Raw genomic sequence first — 15479 nt, forward strand, 5'->3', positions numbered from 1 at the left:
CCTATTTCTCTTCAATCCCTCTGTGGATAAGAAATATTTCTCAGATTCCCCCCAACCTACCCCCAGATGTAGAATCCAGCATTTTCCTCATTTTCCACAAAAATTGTGGATAACTTGCGGAAAACTGTGGATAACCCCTCTTGTTTGTGGATAAAATTCGAAAATTTGTACAATGAATGCGTTTTCAGATTCAACCTGCCCCCCTATATACGGGGGGTGTTTTATCGAGTCTTGCGATATTTCGGTCTGTGGATAACCTGGTTGAAAATGTGGAGAATTTCTCCACCGTTTCTCCACCACTCCCCTGTGGATAACTTTTGCCCGCTTCAGCCGAAGATGCACGCTTATCCTTACACAACGCCCCCATATCTACGGCAAAAAGCCCCTTTTGAACCTTAAAATCCACATATCCACATCCCCTACGATTACGACGATTCCTGATTCATTTCTGTGGGGAAAAGAAAATATGAGGATAAAAGAATCTCCCCTCCCGGCTCTTTTTTCCGGAAGGGGAGAGAGATGGACTTTAGTGTTTAGTTCTTTTTTTCGGATTCTTTCTTTTCGGAATTAAACGCCACCAGTTTTTCCCAGTCAATTATTCCGTCCTGGCAGAAATCCCGGCTAAATTCATCCGTGAACAGGTTGATGATACGGGCATACTCTCTCTGAAAAGCCTCATTACGTTCTTTTGCCCGGTGTCCTAAAGGTTCAATGATGTCCAGATACAGGCGCTCATTTCCCGAGATGAATGTCCAGAATTCCTGCCCACACATTTTGATGTAATCTCCATGATCACGGTATTCTTTTCCATAACAGCATCCGTTGACTGCCTGAACGTTGATTTTAGGCTGGTTGGTACGCAGAGTCTTAATGGCTTTCTGGAAGGCTAAACGCATCTTCTTGATTTGTTCCGAGTTTCCCCAGTTTGGACCCGATTTGACCGAGACCAGATAAACCACTCCATCCTTTTCAAATTCCAGATCAATGCCTTCAGAGGAAGATTTTCTGCCCCCGTAAACCCGCTTGCATACAAAAATGGCTAACTGCTCCAGAAACTCGCCAAAGACGGTTTCTTCCTGAGAAGAAAGGAAAGCATCCAGTAAGGATTTGACCAGATCGTGAGCAACGTGGATGTTTTTGGCTTTGAAAAGATAAGGATTTTTGCGCTTCAGGACTTCTTTCAGTTTCAAATTTTGCAAACGTTCCAGGCGGCGTTCGTGAAACCTGCCGATGTTTTCTTCGACGAATTGAGCGACTTCACTCAGGGGGATGGGCGTCATAGGGTTCTTTTTCCTCCAGCAACATCAGTTGTTCGGGAACTTCCAGGACAGGCTGAATACTCTGCTGAGAGAGGGCAAAGTACTCAGGAAGAATTTCAATGCCAATGGAATTGCGCCCCATCCTTTGGGCAACGCGGTTAGTGGTGCCTGACCCCATGAAGGGATCCAGCACCCAATCTCCCTCCCGGGTGAAGAGTTTGATAAACCATTCGGGCAAATCTTCGGGGAACACGGCGCTGTGGTTGCGGTTTTTGGTCTCGGTTGCCAGATGCAGGACATTGGTGGGGTACACCTTGTTCCTGCCAATCCAGTTAGCCACCCGTTTGCCAAAACCGCTCCCCACCCGCGAATTATCGCGCACAAGGTCGGTGTGGCTCAGGTTTTTCAGGCGTTTATCTGCCCAACTGCCCATAGGTATCATGACTTCTTCCTGATACATGTGGAAGTGGCGTTGCTTATTGAATTGAAGCAGTCTTTCCCAGGCATCGCGGAAGCGGTTGGGCCATTTGCCGGGATAAGAGTTTTTCTTGTGCCAGATAAATTCTTCCGTCCACAACCAGCCCTGTTTGCGCATTTCCAGAATGAGTTCGATGACGTAGGTATGCCGTTCGCCGTTGACTACCTTCTCTTTAATGTTCAGGATGAACGTACCGGTAGGTTTCAGTACCCGCAAGAGTTCTTTCGAAATCGGCAGGAACCACTCCACGTATTCATCCGGCTTAATGCCCCCGTAAGTGTTGGATCGGCTGTCGGCATAGGGCGGTGAGGTAAAAATCAGGTCAATAAAATTGTCAGGAATTTCTTTTAACTTTTCCCGGCAATCTCCCAGCATTAAACGCGTTTCCACTCTCATACTTTTATTATAACCTGATTGAACAGAGGTTCTAGAAAATAAAACGTGTCATTGCGAAAGATTTCCACTGTGGGAAAAGAAGCAATCCCTTTGTTTACGGGGATGGCTTCGCCCCTTTCAGGGGCTCGCAATGACACGTGGCTGTTTTCCCGAAACCGGGTGATTCTTAAATATGAATCGCGTGGCCCAGGGCGGCTTCGGCGGCTTCCATGATGACTTCGCTCAGCGTGGGGTGCGCATGGATGTTGCGCGCCACCTCTTCAATGGTCAACTCACTGCGCTGTGCCAGCGTCAGTTCAGGCAGAAGTTCGGTCACTTCCGGACCAATCATGTGCGCGCCGAGGATTTCGCCGTGTTTCTCGTCCACGATGATCTTGACGAAGCCGGTGTAATCGCCCAAGCCCAGGGCTTTGCCGTTGGGCTGGAAGGGGAAGCGCCCCACCTTAACGCTGTACCCGGCTTCCTTTGCCTGCGCTTCGGTAAGCCCAAAGGATGCCACCTGCGGCTGACAGTAGGTGGCGCGGGGAATCATGCGGTAGTCAATGGGCTGTACCGGCAGACTGGCGATGGCTTCGGCGCAGGCAATGCCCTGAGCGGACGCCACATGCGCCAGCAGAAGTTTGCCGGTCACATCGCCAATTGCCCAGATGCCCGGCACACTGGTTGCCATGCGCTCATCCACCTCGATGAAGCCGCGCTCGTTCACCTTGACGCCCACTTCTTCCAGTCCCAGGTCGCGCGAGTTGGGCTTGAAGCCAATCGCCAGCAGGGCTTGTTCGGCTTCCAGCGTCTTCTCGCCGCTCTCGCCGCTGACCACCACACGCACGCCGCTTTCGGTAGTCTCCACCGACTGCACGCGGTGACCCGCCAGCACGTTGATACCGCGCTTCTGGAAGGCTTTGGTCAGTTCGGCGCTGATTTCCTCATCTTCCAGCGGAGCAATGCGCGGGAGCATTTCCACAATGGTCACCTCACTGCCGTAGGCGTTCCACACGGTGGAAAATTCCAGCCCGATGGCGCCGCCGCCGATGACGATGACCGATTTGGGCAGGCGGGTTTGCAGGATGGCTTCCCAGTAGGTGACGACCTTCTCGCCGTCCACCTTCACCCCGGGAATGACCGCCGCCGAAGCGCCGGTGGCAATGATGATGTTTTTGGCTTTCAGGTCGGTGACCTTGCCGTCCTTGTCGGTCACCCGGACGGTGTCGCGGGCAGTCAGGCGGGCAGTGCCCATGTGCACGTCAATGCCGTTTTTCTTCATCAGGAAGCCCACGCCCTTGGTCAGGCGGTCGGAGACCTGACGACTGCGCTTGACCGCCACGCTGTAATCCAGGGTGAGGTTTTCAAAGGCAAAGCCGAACTCGCGCCCGCGTTCGCGCAGGGTGTGGGCAACTTCGGCATTCTTGAGCAGGGATTTGGACGGAATACAGCCCACGTTCAGGCACACGCCGCCCAGCCACTGCTTATCCACGATGGCGGTTTTCAAGCCTAACTGCGCCGAGCGGATGGCGCTGACGTAACCGCCGGGTCCCGCTCCAATGACGATGACATCGTACTCGTTCATGAGGTTACTCCCTTAATGTGATGCAGGCACAGCAGAGCCTGCCTGATTTTTATTTCAAGCATACCATAATTGGATGATTTTTTCATTCGGGGGTTACATGTTTGCCCTTCCCATTCAGAGAGAGAAGAACGTACTAGAAGTTCTTTTCCCCCTCTTCCCGAATCACCCGCATGAACACCTCAACCACGCGGGGATCGAAATGGGAACCGGCATGTTCCTGGATGAATGCCAGGGTCTTCTCCACACTCCATGCCGGGCGGTAGGGACGGTCGGAGCGCAGAGCGTCCCACACGTCCACCACGGCAAAGATGCGCGCCGCCAGCGGGATCTGCTCGCCCTTGAGTCTGCGGGGGTAGCCTGTGCCGTCCCATTTTTCATGGTGGCAGTAGGGAATATCCAGCGCAGGACGCAGGTACTGGATGGGCAACAGCATCTGGAAAGCCAGTGTGGGATGCTGGCGCATGATAGCCCATTCCTCATCGTTGAGCGCGCCGGGCTTGAGCAGGATGGCGTCGGGGACGCCCATCTTGCCGATATCGTGGAGCAGAGCGCCGCGGCGCACGTGCACCAATTGCTCTTCGCTCATGCCCATGGCGCGGGCAATTTTAAGGGTCAGTTCGGTGACGCGCTGAGAGTGCCCCTCGGTCTCCCGGTCGCGCAGGTCAAGCGCCCGCGACCAGCCCTCAATGGTCTGGTCATAGGCGAGGATGAGATCGGCGTTGGAGCGTTGCAGTTCCTCGAAGAGGGTGGCGTTGTCCACGGCGATGGCAATCTGTCCGGCAAGGGTCTGGAAGAAGTCCACGGCTTCCTCATCGAGGGGCTGAGAGCGGCGCAGGAAGGCTTCCACAACGCCCTTGACCTGTCCTTTGGCGATGAGCGGCGTACCATAATAGCAGGTGAAACCTTCGTTCTGGAGCAGGTCTCCCCAGCGGAACTGCTGAATCTCTTCCTGGATGGAAGGAATAAAAACCAGTTGGCGTTCTCTGGCGGCGCGTCCGGCAGGACCTTCGCCCACCCGCAAGCGGATTTGTTCGATTTCGTCGGAAGAAAAGCCCACACTGGCGGCATATTCCAGTTGCTGGGTGAGGGGATCGAGCAGAAGCACATCTGCCGCGTCCACCTGTAATTGCTCCCGCAGTTGTTTCAGCGCCACCCGCAGGGTGAGGGAGAGATCCAAACTGTTGCTGATTGCCTGGTCAATTTCGCGCAGGGCAGAGATTTGCTCCAGCCGGCGGGTGGTTTGTCCGAACAGGCGGGCGTTTTCCAGCGCGGCGGCGGCAAGGTAAGCCAGCGTCTGGAACGTTTGCAGACGTTCTTCGTTGAAAAAACCAATCTGATCGCTGTACACGGTGAGCGCCCCAAACACCCGCCCGCGGCTGATCAGCGGGAAGGCGGCATTGGTGTACAGTTCGTGCTTCAAGAGCAGTTCACGCCATTCGGGGATGTTGGGTTGCGAAAGCAGGTCCGGAACAACCTGGAGCGTCCTGGTGCGGATGGCTCTGCCGGTAGGACCGTTGCCGTGCGGCGTCTCATCCCAGCGCACGCCAATTTGATGAGGGTAGGTATGCTCCGGCGGATACACGGTAAGCACGGTGACATGCCCATCGGGTTCGGCTCTGCCCAGCCATGCCAGTTTGGCGCCCAGCACCTGGCAGGCAAGGCGCACGGTTTCCTGGGCAGCGTTTTCGACTTGCAAACTCTCCGCCAGCGCGCGGGCTTGTCCGGTCAGCGCTGAGAGCATGTCTAACTGCTGTTGAATGCGTTGCTGGCTCTGCACCCGTTCGGTAATGTCCGACCAGGTGCCGATGATTTCGACATTCCCGTTCTTCTCATCGCGGCGCATCAGGCGCATCTGGTCGCGAATCCACAGGATGGAGCCGTTTTTATGGAAGAAACGGTATTCCAGGTCAGCGTAGCCATACTGCAGGACTTTTGCGCTGAGTTCCAGGGCGCGCTGGCGGTCTTCAGGGTAAACATGCGTCACCCACCACTCGAACGAGAGGGCTTCATCGGGGGTAAACCCCAAAATGTGCTCGATATTTTCGCTCACCCATAAAGGTTTGGGCTTGCCGTCGGGTGATGCTTCCAGGACGTAATTCATCACCGGGCTGACGGAGAGATACGTCTCCAGTTGCTGAGACACCCGCAGGCGCTGAGAGCGTTCCTGTTCCAGGATGGTCAACCGCGCCCGCAGAGTCAGGTAAAGCAACAGGGCGGTGATCAGGACAAAGCCCCAGCCCTTATAGGTTTGAAAAAGAGCCAGACGATGCGGATTGGGAACCAGCCATTCCAGCAGGCGGTCAGAGAAGAGAATCCATAAGCCGGCAAACAGCAGGTACAGCCCGCTGATGCGCAAGGCTTCTTTTTGAAAATGCACAGGCAGTTTCATCCTATTCTTATTCTATTTTCCGTGCGACCCGGGTTAAAGAGGAGCGGTGTGGCGGGAAGATCTTTACATTATGAGTATACTATTTTTTTCAGCAATCAGGACGATGTGTACAATCTTCCCCGGAAGTGTGCCGAGCCTGGCGGATGACGTTCTCCAGCACCTGCAGGGCTTGGGTGCGACGCTCCCACGGCACGAAGAGGTGATCGTGATGCACTGCCGAGACCACGTTGAGGGGAATGTCCGCCTCAGCCAGGTGGCGCGCGATGAGCGCCAGAAAGCCCACCGCCGTCAGCGAGGAATACACGCTCAGGGTGATGCATGCCCACTCTTCTTCTCCCGCGGGCGTGGGCAGAATCAGGGTGATGCCTTCCTCTTCGCGAAACCATCCCAAGGATTGGGTCATCCAGGGGAGGGCTTCCTCTTCGGGCAGGGAGCGGAAGCGATAGCCCCGGGAGTGCAGGGCGGGGGACATGTGAGCCAGCAGGTAAGAAAGGTCATCCGAGGGGAGCATGGGTCACCTTATGGGGAGGGGATGAGGGAATCCTATCACGGAGTGAGGGATGTGGCGAGTGAAATCCCACCCTCCTGTGGTAGTAACACCTGCCCGCGCACCCCGCGGCGATGCCTGAGCCTGTTGAAGGCATTGTGGCAGTCCCTTCTTGCCAACCTTTCGGGAACGCTATGCAGTCGCGCCAACACTTCATCGTCATTGCGCGCTGAGCCCCGCTCGGCGCAGGTTACTGCAAAGACGCAAAGAGGGAAAAAAAGAACACCTCGATGGACTCAGCGAACGTCCCTCTTGACTTTTGGACGGAGATGATATACAATTCAATCAATGATACAATGATACAATCATGGAGGGCGAGGGATTGAACGGATTTAAAGGGTTTCAACTCGACTTTCGTTCGGGCGTGCCCATCTACGAGCAAATCGTAGCCCATGTGCGCCAGCAAATCGAAAGCGGAACGCTCCAGCCGGGCGATCAACTGCCTACCGTGCGCCAACTGGCGCTGGAACTGCGCGTCAACTTCAATACCGTGGCGCGCGCCTACCGTCTGCTGGACGAAGCCGGGCTGATTTCCACCCAGCAGGGGCGCGGCACCTACATTCTGGAACAACCCCCGCCCGAGCGTGGCGAACGCCTGCGCCAGCGGACGCTGGAAGAGATGACCGAAGATTACCTGATGGGCGCACTGCGCCGCGGGTACGATCTGGAAGAAATAGAACAGGTGTTTTATCGGGCGGTGCAACGCCGCCGGGAAGGACAGTACGAATTGACCGATGAGCAGAAAGGACAGATGGAGGATTAACGTATGAGTCAAAGCATGCAACCCAACGAAGGAAGCAAGACCCGCCGCGAAAGCAAGGAAGCCGTTCTCACGGCGCAGGCGCGTTCCGCGCAGGACGCCCATGTCAACCCGCTGGCGGTGGCCCTGTTTATCGTCTTTATCACCCTGGCGGTAGTGCTGGCGGCGGTGTTGGAGGCGCGCGGTGCAGGCGATATTGCCATCGTTACGGCGGTTTTGCTGCCCACACTGATTGGAGTGTACATCCTGTTTGCCTTCCGCATGGCGCGCCAGTGGGAGAAAGCCGTGGTTTTGCGCCTGGGTAGGTTTCACAGTCTGCGCGGTCCGGGCGTGTTCTGGATGTTGCCCGTGATTGATTCCATTGCTACCTGGATTGATCACCGCGTGATGGTCACGCCCTTCAGCGCCGAGAAAACCCTGACCAAAGACACCGTGCCGGTGGACGTGGACGCGGTGCTTTTCTGGGTGGTGTGGGACGCCGAGAAAGCCGCGCTGGAGGTGGAGGACTACCGCGCCGCCATCACCTGGGCGGCGCAGACGGCTCTGCGCGAAGTCATCGGGCAGATGCCGCTGGCGGATATTCTGGTGGGACGGGCAAAGATGGACGCCGACCTGCAGAAGATTATTGATGAGCGCACCACTCCCTGGGGGGTGACCGTACAGTCGGTGGAGATTCGCGACATCATCATCCCGCAGGCGTTGGAAGATGCCATGAGCCGCCAGGCGCAAGCCGAGCGCGAACGCCAGGCGCGCGTCATCCTGGGCGAGAGCGAGAAGCAAATCGCCGAGAGTTTTGCCGAAGCCTCGCGGGCCTATCAGAACAACCCCACTGCCCTGCACCTGCGCGCCATGAACATGCTGTTTGAGGGCTTGAAGGAAAAGGGCGCGCTGGTCATCGTGCCTTCAAGCGCGGTGGATACGATGAATCTGGGCGGGTTGAGCGGCGTTGTCGCCCTGGGACAACAGCACCTGCCGAAGGAAGGCATGGAGTAAGCCTGCCGAACCATGCGCACCGCTGCCGAACCTTTCATGCAAAACAAAACCACGGGCGGGAAAACCCCGCCCTTATCTGACACGGAGGAAAACCATGAGTAAGAAAGCCATCAACATCACCATCCTGTTGATTGTCCTGGCAATGCTGGCATTTGGAGCGTGGGCGTATCCGCGCCTGCCGGAGCAAGCCCCCTCGCACTGGAACGCCCGGGGTGAGGTGGATGGCACCATGCCGCGCATTTGGGCAATTCTGCTGATGCCCCTGATGACCCTGGGCATTGGCTACCTGCTGGTGTACATCCCTGCGATTGACCCGCTGGGCAGGAACGTGGAGCAGTTCCGTCGCGTGTACCACCTTTTCATTGCCGGGTTTTGTGTCTATATGGCGTATGTGCATGGGCTGACCCTGCTGGCGGGGCTGGGGATTGCCTTCAACATGACGCAGATGCTTCTGCCCGCCATGGGCTTGCTGTTCATCGGCATCGGCAGTCTGTTGAAACATGCCCGTCCAAACTGGTTCATCGGCATCCGTACCCCCTGGACGCTGAGCAGTGAGGCGGTGTGGCAGGAAACCCACCGCGTGGGCGCATGGATTTTCCGCGCCGCAGGCGCGCTCAGCGTGCTGGCGGCTTTTCTCCCCCCGATGCTCTCCCCATGGGTGATCATGGTTGCCGTGCTGGGGGCGGCATTCGGGACGGTGGTGTACTCGTATGTGGTGTACCGCCGCGTGAACCCCAAAGGCTGAGCGTTTCACGTGAAACATGCTGACTACCTTGCCGTAAAAAAGTTTCACGTGAAACATTCTTCGGGCAGTGTGCCTGAATTTTGTTTCACGTGAAACACGGAGACCGCTATGGAAACCATTATCGTCGAACACCTGACCCACGCCTTTGGCGAGCGCCGCGCGCTGGAGGATTTGTCCTTCACCGTTGGCGAGGGGGAAGTTTTTGCCCTGCTGGGACCTAACGGCGCGGGCAAGACCACCACCGTGCGCCTGCTCAACGGCTTGTACCGCGCCACGGCGGGCAGTGTGCGCGTGCTGGGGCTGGAGCCCGCTACGCAGGGCGAGCAGGTGCGCGCACAGACGGGCGTACTCACCGAGTCGCCGGCGCTGTACGAACGCCTGACCGCCCGACAGAACCTGCGCTTCTTTGGCGAGATGGCGGGCATGCCCGCCGGGGAACTGCGGCGGCGCATGGAGGAACTGCTGGAGTTTTTCGACCTCGCCGAACGCGCCGATGAGCGCGTGGCAACCTTCAGCAAGGGCATGAAACAGCGCCTGGCGCTGGCAAGAGCTCTGCTCAACCGTCCGAAAATCCTCTTCCTGGACGAGCCCACCGCCGGACTCGACCCCGAAGCCTCGCGCCAGGTGCGCGAACTCATCGCCTCACTGCGCCGCGAAAACGGGCAGACGGTCTTCCTCTGCACCCACATCCTCACCGAAGCCGAGCGCCTCTGCGACCGCGTGCTGATTTTGCATCAGGGGCGCGCGCTGGCAGTCGGCTCGCTGGCGGAACTGCAACAGCGCTTCAACCCCGGCGTGTGGGTGGAGGTGCAACTGCTCGAGCCGCGCGCCATTGCTCCCGGAGATTTGACGCCCGCCCTGCAGGTGCAGGCGCAGGACGCCCTGCTGAGGGTGCAGGTCTCCCGCCTCGAAGACATCCCCACCCTGATTCACCGTCTGGCGGGGCTGGGCACGCCCATTCTGCGCGTTGAACCCCTGCGACCCTCGCTGGAAGAAATCTACTTCAAACTGCAAGATCAGGCGGAAGGAGGACAACCATGAACCTGCAGAGACTCTGGACGCTTGCCCGTAAAGACTGGGCGGACGCTTTCAAAAACACCTCGGTGGTGGTGCCGATGATTGTGCTTCCTTTTTTCTTTGTGGTGCTTTTCCCCGTCCTTTTCATCGTCATCCCGGCGTTTTCCCCGCAAATCGGGCAGTCTCTTGCCAGTGACCCCGACATCCAGCCTCTGCTCAACAACCTGCCGCCGTTTCTCCAGCCTTACACGCAGGGGCTGGACGTTCAGCGCACGGTGATTGTGCTGATGCTCGGCTTGATGCTCTCCCCCATGTTCCTCATCCTGCCGCTAATGACCTCGACCGTCATCGCCGCCGATTCCTTCGCCGGGGAGCGTGAGCGCAAGACCATCGAAGCCCTGCTGTACACCCCCGCCAGCGACCGCGAGTTGTTCTTCGGCAAGGTACTGGCGGCGCTCATTCCCGCCGTGGGACTCACCTGGGGCAGTTTCCTGGTCTATACCCTGGTGGTCAACCTGGCTTCGTACTGGACAATGGGCTGGGTGTGGTTCCCGTTGCCCACCTGGTATCCGCTGATCTTCTGGATTTCGCCTGCGCTCTCCCTGCTGGGAGTGGCGTTCACCGTATGGATTTCAGCGCGCAATCCCACCTTCATGGGGGCTTATCAGATGAGCGGAGTGCTGGTGGTGCTGGTTCTGCCTCTGCTCTTCGGACAGATTGCCGGAGTGGTTTACCTGACGGTGGAGGTGGGCTTGCTGGCAGGGGCAGTGATTTGGGCGGTTGCGCTGGGGCTGACGCGCTTTGTAGCGCACGGCTTCAATCGTCAGCGCCTGCTGGCAGGGTTGTAAATTAAGAATTGTTTATCTAAATAATACATTATAAAACAGGGCGCTCCGCCCTGTTTTTTGTTTTTTTTCGGGGTTGCTACGCCGAAGTGCGCCTTTCGGCAGTCTCAGGGCGCGCGGTGGTCACCAGCAGGCTCAGCGGATGCCGGATTGTTCGGGCTGGAACGTACCATTGCAGTGTCCCTTTTGTTTGGACGTAAACGCCTTTTATCACCAGAGGATGTGATATCTATCACTTGTCGGATAAAATAGAGTTAAATAAACTTATTTATAATCTTGAGAATTCTTATCTTTATTTCCGAAAAGGGGTTGATATGCAGATTACCCGACAGGCAGATTACGCACTTCGCGCGATGGTGTACCTGGCACGGCTGTCTCCCAACCAGCGGGCTTCGACCAGCCAGATTGCCGAGGAACAGCACATCCCGCCTTCTTTTTTAGCGAAAATTATCTCCCAACTCTCCATTGCCGGGCTGATTCACACATCCCGCGGCGCGCGCGGCGGCGTCACCCTGGCGCGCCCACCCGAAGAGATTACCGTGCTGGACGTGGTGGAAGCCATTGATGGTCCCATTGCCCTCAACGAGTGTACCTCGCCTTCCGGTGTGTGTATGTTCGGCGAGGACTGCCCGATGAAGCCTATCTGGTGCGATACGCAGAAAGAGTTGATTGACCGACTGCGCCGCACCACCTTTGCCCAGGCACTGGCGACACAAACGCGCTGATTCGTCAGGTATGCAGCGTACACCGGTCGCTCGCAGTTGGGTGGTGATGATGCACGGAGGCTTTGCCGCGCTGGATTGGGGCAATGGCTTGTACCTCGATCTGACGCGCGGGCAATTCTTCACCGCCACTGAAAAAGACGTCAGCCACCGCGCCAGCGATGCCGACCTGGACCTGCTGGTGCGCCTGGGGTGCATCGAGGGCTACGACCGGTTGAACGTGTATCTGACCAGTCTGCCCGAACCGCCCCACGAGACAGAGAAGTCCTGAGCGCACTCGATTGACCCCTGCCTGCCCTCTGTGTGCCCACAGGGGGCATTCCGTTGTCTCTGGAGGATTTCCATGCAAACCCTGCTATCCACGTTGAGACGCCGCCGCTGGGTGTGGATGCTTGTCAACCTGGCGCTGATTGCCCTGCTGACCGCCGTCGTGCCGCCGGAGAAGACGCTGGGCGAGCGCATCCGCCTGGTGTACTTCCACGGCGCCTGGGTGTGGACGGGCAAGATTGCTTTTGCGCTTGCCGGCTTGAGCGGACTTGCCGCGCTGATTTTCCTGCCGGCGCGTTCCCGTTTGTATCCGCGCTGGGCGGAGATTTCGCTGGCGCTGGGGCGCACGGGGCTGTTCTTCTGGCTTACCTATTTACCGGTTTCTCTGCTGGTTCAGCAAATCAACTGGGGCGGCATCTTCTGGGACGAGCCGCGCTGGCGCATCCCAGCCACGTTTGGGGTGGTTGCCGTGCTGGTGCAGGTGGCGATCAGCCTCTTTGACCTGCCCTGGCTGACCGTGCTGGTCAACGCCGTGTTTGGCGCGGCGCTGTGGCTGGCGCTGGGCGGTGCGGAAAATGTCCTGCACCCCGATTCGCCCATTTTTTCTTCAAATAGCGTTCCAATCGAAGGATTTTTTGTGGCTCTGCTGGGGCTGAGTTTGCTCTTTATGGCGCAGTTTGCCCTGTGGATGCACGACCGGCGCCGCCCTGCGTAGCCCATTCGCACACCGCGCGCAGAGGACAGCGCGGACAGGCGGGTTTGCGGGCGTGGCACACTTCCCGCCCCAGGCGAATCAGGTTCAGATGACCGGCGGCGTACTGCTCGGGGGTGAACACCTGCGCCAGATAGGCGTGGGCATCTTCGGCGCTCATCTGCGGCGGGCGCAAGCCAATCCGCCCGCTGACGCGGTGCACGTGCGTATCCACCGGAAAGGCGGGCTTGTTCAGCGAAAAGAGCAGGACGATGGATGCCGTCTTGACCCCCACCCCCTTGAAGCGCAACAGCCAGGTGCGGGCTTCTTCGGCGGGCAAATCCTGCAGGAAACTCAAATCCAGTCCGCCGCGCTCGGCGGTGATCTGGCGCAGGACTTCCTGCAGGCGCGCGCCTTTCTGATTGGCTAAGCCCGCCGGTCGGATGGCTTCGATGACCTGTTCCAGGGGCGCATCGCGGACATCTTCCCAGGTGGGGAAGCGCTCCCGCAGGCGCTGATATGCCAGGTCGCGGTTGCGGTCGTTGGTGTTCTGCGAGAGGATGGTGGAGACCAGTTCATCCAGCGGCGGCAGGGGGTTGCGCCATTCGGGGATGCCGTACGCCGCTTCCAGCAGGCGGTACACGGTTTGCGCGCGTTCGAGATGCCGGGGGTCGGGAGAAGCGGACATTTTCTTTCACCTTTCCAGAGAAGATTCAATCCAGATGCGCCAGCGCATCGTAGAAGGGGAGTAAGGCGCGGTAGAGCGACTGCGCCAGCGGATATACGCGCTGGTAGCGTTCCTGTGCCAGAGGGTCGGGATGCACCGTCTGGACGATGGCAATGCGCTCCGGCAGGATGTCAAAATCCGCCAGCGCGCCTGCCCCGCGCATTGCCCAGAACGCCGCCCCGCGGCTGGAAGTTTCGCCGCTGGCGGGCAGGTGCAGGGGTTGCCCCAATACCGAAGCCACAATGGACAGCCACAACGGCGAGCGCACAAAGCCGCCCGAGGCGCGGATTTCCCGGATGACGGTGCCGGTTTCGGCGAGCATCTCCATCACCGCGCGCAGGCGGAAGGCAACCCCTTCCAGCACTGCCCGCGCCAGGTGTGCCGGACGGTGTGCGGGGGTTAAGCCGAAGAACACCCCGCGCGCCTGCGCGTTCCAGTCGGGACTGCGCTCGCCGCTGAAGAAGGGCAGAGCCACCAGCCCGCCGGCGCCGGGCGGCGCCTGCTCTGCCAGTGCCAGCAGGTCTTCCACCGTCAGCGCCGAAGCCCCGGGGAGCGCGGCGAACCAATCCCGCAGGGTGGTCAGCGCCAGCCCGCCGTTGTTGATGGCGCCGCCCGCCAGAAAGCGCCCGCGTTCAACGGCGTAGCACCACGAACCCTGCCCGGGGTGGAAGCGTGCCTGCGCCGAAAACTGGCGCAATGCCCCGCTGGTGCCGATCATCAGCACGGCTTGCCCTTCGCGCACCGCCCCCGCCCCCAGGTTGGAGTTGACCCCGTCACTGCATCCCAGCGTCACCGGTGTGCCGGGGAGCAAGCCCAGGGCATCCGCCAGCGGCGAGGGGCGCAGGGGGAAGGATGTATCCGGGGGATGAATCTCCGGCAGTTGGGCGGCGCTCACCCCGGAGAACGCCAGCGCATTGGCATCCCAGCCAAAGGTGTGCAGGTTGAACCAGCCGGTGCTGGATGCCATCGAGGGGTCGGTGACCCACACGCCGCACAGTCGGTAGAGGGCGTAATCGCGCAGGGTGACCAGTTTCGCTGCGCGGCGGAAGAGTTCGGGGCGGTGTTCCTTCAGCCAGCGGGCTTTGTAGAGCGGGTACATGGGATGGATGGGACAGCCGGTGCGGCGGTAGAGGGCATCGCCTTCGGGGGTGCCGCGCAGGGCATCGGCTTGCGCCTGCGCGCGGTTATCCGCCCAGGTCATCGCGCCGGTGAGGGGCTGACCGTGCGCATCCACCGCCAGCAGGGAGTGCATGGCTGCCCCCAGCGAGATGCCCGCCACCTCTTGCGGCGGGATGCCGGCTTTCTCCAGCGCCTCGCGCCCTGCTTGAAGGATGCCCGCCAGCACGGCTTCGGCGTCCTGGTCGGTGGTGGTCTGGTGGACGGGCAGGCGGTAAGCGCCTGAGCCTTCGGCAATCAGGTTGCCGTTCTCATCCAGCAGGGCAGATTTACACGAGCCGGTGCCGGCATCCAGTCCAAGAAAACAGGGTGACATTGGGGATAAGTATATCAAAAGTGCGGCTCGTCAGAACATCCATTCCTTTATGTCCTTCGCGCCTTTGCGGTGATCCCTGCTCATACCGCCTCTGGTGGGGATAGACAGGCGAACGCGCCTCAAGAAATTAACAAAAACAGCGGAATCGTGTACACCTCCGCTTGTCAATCCTCTCCGGGCTGGTATAATCTTTTCTAACGGAGGTGGCGATGCCCGAAAAATCGCGCCAGATTATCGTAGGGGGTGGGGGATTCTTTCGCACGCTTTCCAATCAGGTGCGCCTGATCGCCCGACTGGTTGCCGACCGCCGCGTCTCGCCGCTGGTCAAGGTTTTGCCGATTGCCTCGGTGGTGTACATGTTCATCCCCACCGATGCTCTGCCGCTTCTGCCCTTCGACGACGCCGCGCTCATCTGGCTGGCAAACTCGCTGTTCCTTGAAATGTGTCCGCAGGACGTGGTGGAAGAGCACCGCCGCGCCATCGAGGGCGATACCACGATTGTAGAAATCCCGCCGCAAAAGCCAGCCCCCGAGGACGACAATATCATTGATGCCGAGTTCCGCGAGGAAGGTCCGCTAAGTTCTTAA

At 58.8% G+C, this 15479-nt stretch carries 16 protein-coding genes; 9 read left to right on the forward strand and 7 right to left on the reverse strand.

Annotated elements, in window-relative coordinates; all coding sequences use genetic code 11:
• Nucleotides 1-533: 533 nt before the first annotated feature.
• The 5 genes from ANT_RS00015 to ANT_RS00035 form a co-directional block, all read right to left on the reverse strand.
• Nucleotides 534-1280, reverse strand: a complete 747-nt coding sequence (locus tag ANT_RS00015) for a PmeII family type II restriction endonuclease (protein WP_013558434.1) — start codon at nt 1278-1280, stop codon at nt 534-536.
• The gene (locus tag ANT_RS00020) at nt 1258-2133 is read right to left on the reverse strand and encodes a DNA-methyltransferase (RefSeq protein ID WP_013558435.1); all 876 of its coding nucleotides are present in this window, start codon (nt 2131-2133) and stop codon (nt 1258-1260) included. The genes ANT_RS00015 and ANT_RS00020 overlap by 23 nt, the downstream gene beginning before the upstream one ends.
• Before the next feature lie 166 nt (nt 2134-2299).
• Nucleotides 2300-3697: a dihydrolipoyl dehydrogenase gene (lpdA, locus tag ANT_RS00025; protein ID WP_013558437.1), complete on the reverse strand. Its 1398-nt coding sequence runs from the start codon at nt 3695-3697 to the stop codon at nt 2300-2302.
• Nucleotides 3698-3830: 133 nt separating this feature from the next.
• The gene (locus ANT_RS15855) at nt 3831-6086 is read right to left on the reverse strand and encodes an HD domain-containing phosphohydrolase (RefSeq protein WP_013558438.1); all 2256 of its coding nucleotides are present in this window, start codon (nt 6084-6086) and stop codon (nt 3831-3833) included.
• 88 nt (nt 6087-6174) lie between these two features.
• Nucleotides 6175-6597, reverse strand: a complete 423-nt coding sequence (locus ANT_RS00035) for an ACT domain-containing protein (RefSeq protein WP_013558439.1) — start codon at nt 6595-6597, stop codon at nt 6175-6177.
• 358 nt (nt 6598-6955) lie between these two features.
• On the opposite strand from ANT_RS00035, the gene ANT_RS00040 reads away from it, so the two are divergent.
• The 8 genes from ANT_RS00040 (at nt 6956) to ANT_RS00075 (ending at nt 12697) form a co-directional block, all read left to right on the forward strand.
• Nucleotides 6956-7396, forward strand: a complete 441-nt coding sequence (locus ANT_RS00040) for a GntR family transcriptional regulator (RefSeq protein WP_172634552.1) — start codon at nt 6956-6958, stop codon at nt 7394-7396.
• Between the two features lie 3 nt (nt 7397-7399).
• Complete coding sequence (locus ANT_RS00045) at nt 7400-8386, forward strand: slipin family protein (protein ID WP_013558441.1); 987 nt, start codon at nt 7400-7402, stop codon at nt 8384-8386.
• A 94-nt stretch (nt 8387-8480) separates the two neighbouring features.
• Nucleotides 8481-9131, forward strand: a complete 651-nt coding sequence (locus ANT_RS00050) for an SdpI family protein (protein ID WP_013558442.1) — start codon at nt 8481-8483, stop codon at nt 9129-9131.
• 108 nt (nt 9132-9239) lie between these two features.
• Nucleotides 9240-10172, forward strand: coding sequence for an ABC transporter ATP-binding protein (locus ANT_RS00055; protein ID WP_013558443.1), 933 nt, complete (start codon nt 9240-9242; stop codon nt 10170-10172).
• Complete coding sequence (locus ANT_RS00060; protein ID WP_013558444.1) at nt 10169-10996, forward strand: ABC transporter permease subunit; 828 nt, start codon at nt 10169-10171, stop codon at nt 10994-10996. The genes ANT_RS00055 and ANT_RS00060 overlap by 4 nt, the downstream gene beginning before the upstream one ends.
• A gap of 311 nt (nt 10997-11307) precedes the next feature.
• Nucleotides 11308-11718: an RrF2 family transcriptional regulator gene (locus tag ANT_RS00065; RefSeq protein ID WP_013558446.1), complete on the forward strand. Its 411-nt coding sequence runs from the start codon at nt 11308-11310 to the stop codon at nt 11716-11718.
• Between the two features lie 10 nt (nt 11719-11728).
• Nucleotides 11729-11986 carry a hypothetical protein gene (locus ANT_RS00070; RefSeq protein WP_013558447.1) on the forward strand — a complete coding sequence of 86 codons (258 nt, stop codon included), beginning with the start codon at nt 11729-11731 and terminating at the stop codon, nt 11984-11986.
• 72 nt (nt 11987-12058) lie between these two features.
• Complete coding sequence (locus ANT_RS00075) at nt 12059-12697, forward strand: hypothetical protein (RefSeq protein WP_013558448.1); 639 nt, start codon at nt 12059-12061, stop codon at nt 12695-12697.
• On the opposite strand, the gene ANT_RS00080 is transcribed toward ANT_RS00075, so the two are convergent.
• Both ANT_RS00080 and ANT_RS00085 read right to left on the reverse strand, forming a co-directional pair.
• Complete coding sequence (locus ANT_RS00080) at nt 12648-13361, reverse strand: endonuclease III domain-containing protein (protein ID WP_013558449.1); 714 nt, start codon at nt 13359-13361, stop codon at nt 12648-12650. The genes ANT_RS00075 and ANT_RS00080 overlap by 50 nt on opposite strands.
• Nucleotides 13362-13386: 25 nt before the next feature.
• Nucleotides 13387-14892 (reverse strand): gluconokinase, encoded by a 1506-nt coding sequence (locus ANT_RS00085; protein ID WP_013558450.1) that lies wholly within the window; start codon nt 14890-14892, stop codon nt 13387-13389.
• A gap of 209 nt (nt 14893-15101) precedes the next feature.
• Here ANT_RS00085 and ANT_RS00090 point away from each other — a divergent pair, with 209 nt between their 5' ends.
• On the forward strand, nt 15102-15479 hold the full coding sequence (locus ANT_RS00090; protein ID WP_013558451.1) for a hypothetical protein: 378 nt from the start codon (nt 15102-15104) through the stop codon (nt 15477-15479).

Source organism: Anaerolinea thermophila UNI-1 (assembly GCF_000199675.1).
Classification (GTDB): Bacteria; Chloroflexota; Anaerolineae; order Anaerolineales; family Anaerolineaceae; genus Anaerolinea; species Anaerolinea thermophila.

Bases quoted from the DNA above. Each gene is read 5' to 3' on its own strand.
- ANT_RS00090 (WP_013558451.1), top strand. From the start codon at position 15,102: ATGCCCGAAAAATCGCGCCAGATTATCGTAGGGGGTGGGGGATTCTTT.
- ANT_RS00045 (WP_013558441.1), top strand. From the start codon at position 7,400: ATGAGTCAAAGCATGCAACCCAACGAAGGAAGCAAGACCCGCCGCGAA.
- ANT_RS00035 (WP_013558439.1), bottom strand. From the start codon at position 6,597: ATGCTCCCCTCGGATGACCTTTCTTACCTGCTGGCTCACATGTCCCCC.
- ANT_RS00055 (WP_013558443.1), top strand. From the start codon at position 9,240: ATGGAAACCATTATCGTCGAACACCTGACCCACGCCTTTGGCGAGCGC.
- ANT_RS00070 (WP_013558447.1), top strand. From the start codon at position 11,729: ATGCAGCGTACACCGGTCGCTCGCAGTTGGGTGGTGATGATGCACGGA.
- ANT_RS00085 (WP_013558450.1), bottom strand. From the start codon at position 14,892: ATGTCACCCTGTTTTCTTGGACTGGATGCCGGCACCGGCTCGTGTAAA.
- ANT_RS00065 (WP_013558446.1), top strand. From the start codon at position 11,308: ATGCAGATTACCCGACAGGCAGATTACGCACTTCGCGCGATGGTGTAC.
- ANT_RS00050 (WP_013558442.1), top strand. From the start codon at position 8,481: ATGAGTAAGAAAGCCATCAACATCACCATCCTGTTGATTGTCCTGGCA.
- ANT_RS00060 (WP_013558444.1), top strand. From the start codon at position 10,169: ATGAACCTGCAGAGACTCTGGACGCTTGCCCGTAAAGACTGGGCGGAC.
- lpdA (WP_013558437.1), bottom strand. From the start codon at position 3,697: ATGAACGAGTACGATGTCATCGTCATTGGAGCGGGACCCGGCGGTTAC.
- ANT_RS15855 (WP_013558438.1), bottom strand. From the start codon at position 6,086: ATGAAACTGCCTGTGCATTTTCAAAAAGAAGCCTTGCGCATCAGCGGG.
- ANT_RS00080 (WP_013558449.1), bottom strand. From the start codon at position 13,361: ATGTCCGCTTCTCCCGACCCCCGGCATCTCGAACGCGCGCAAACCGTG.
- ANT_RS00015 (WP_013558434.1), bottom strand. From the start codon at position 1,280: ATGACGCCCATCCCCCTGAGTGAAGTCGCTCAATTCGTCGAAGAAAAC.
- ANT_RS00075 (WP_013558448.1), top strand. From the start codon at position 12,059: ATGCAAACCCTGCTATCCACGTTGAGACGCCGCCGCTGGGTGTGGATG.
- ANT_RS00020 (WP_013558435.1), bottom strand. From the start codon at position 2,133: ATGAGAGTGGAAACGCGTTTAATGCTGGGAGATTGCCGGGAAAAGTTA.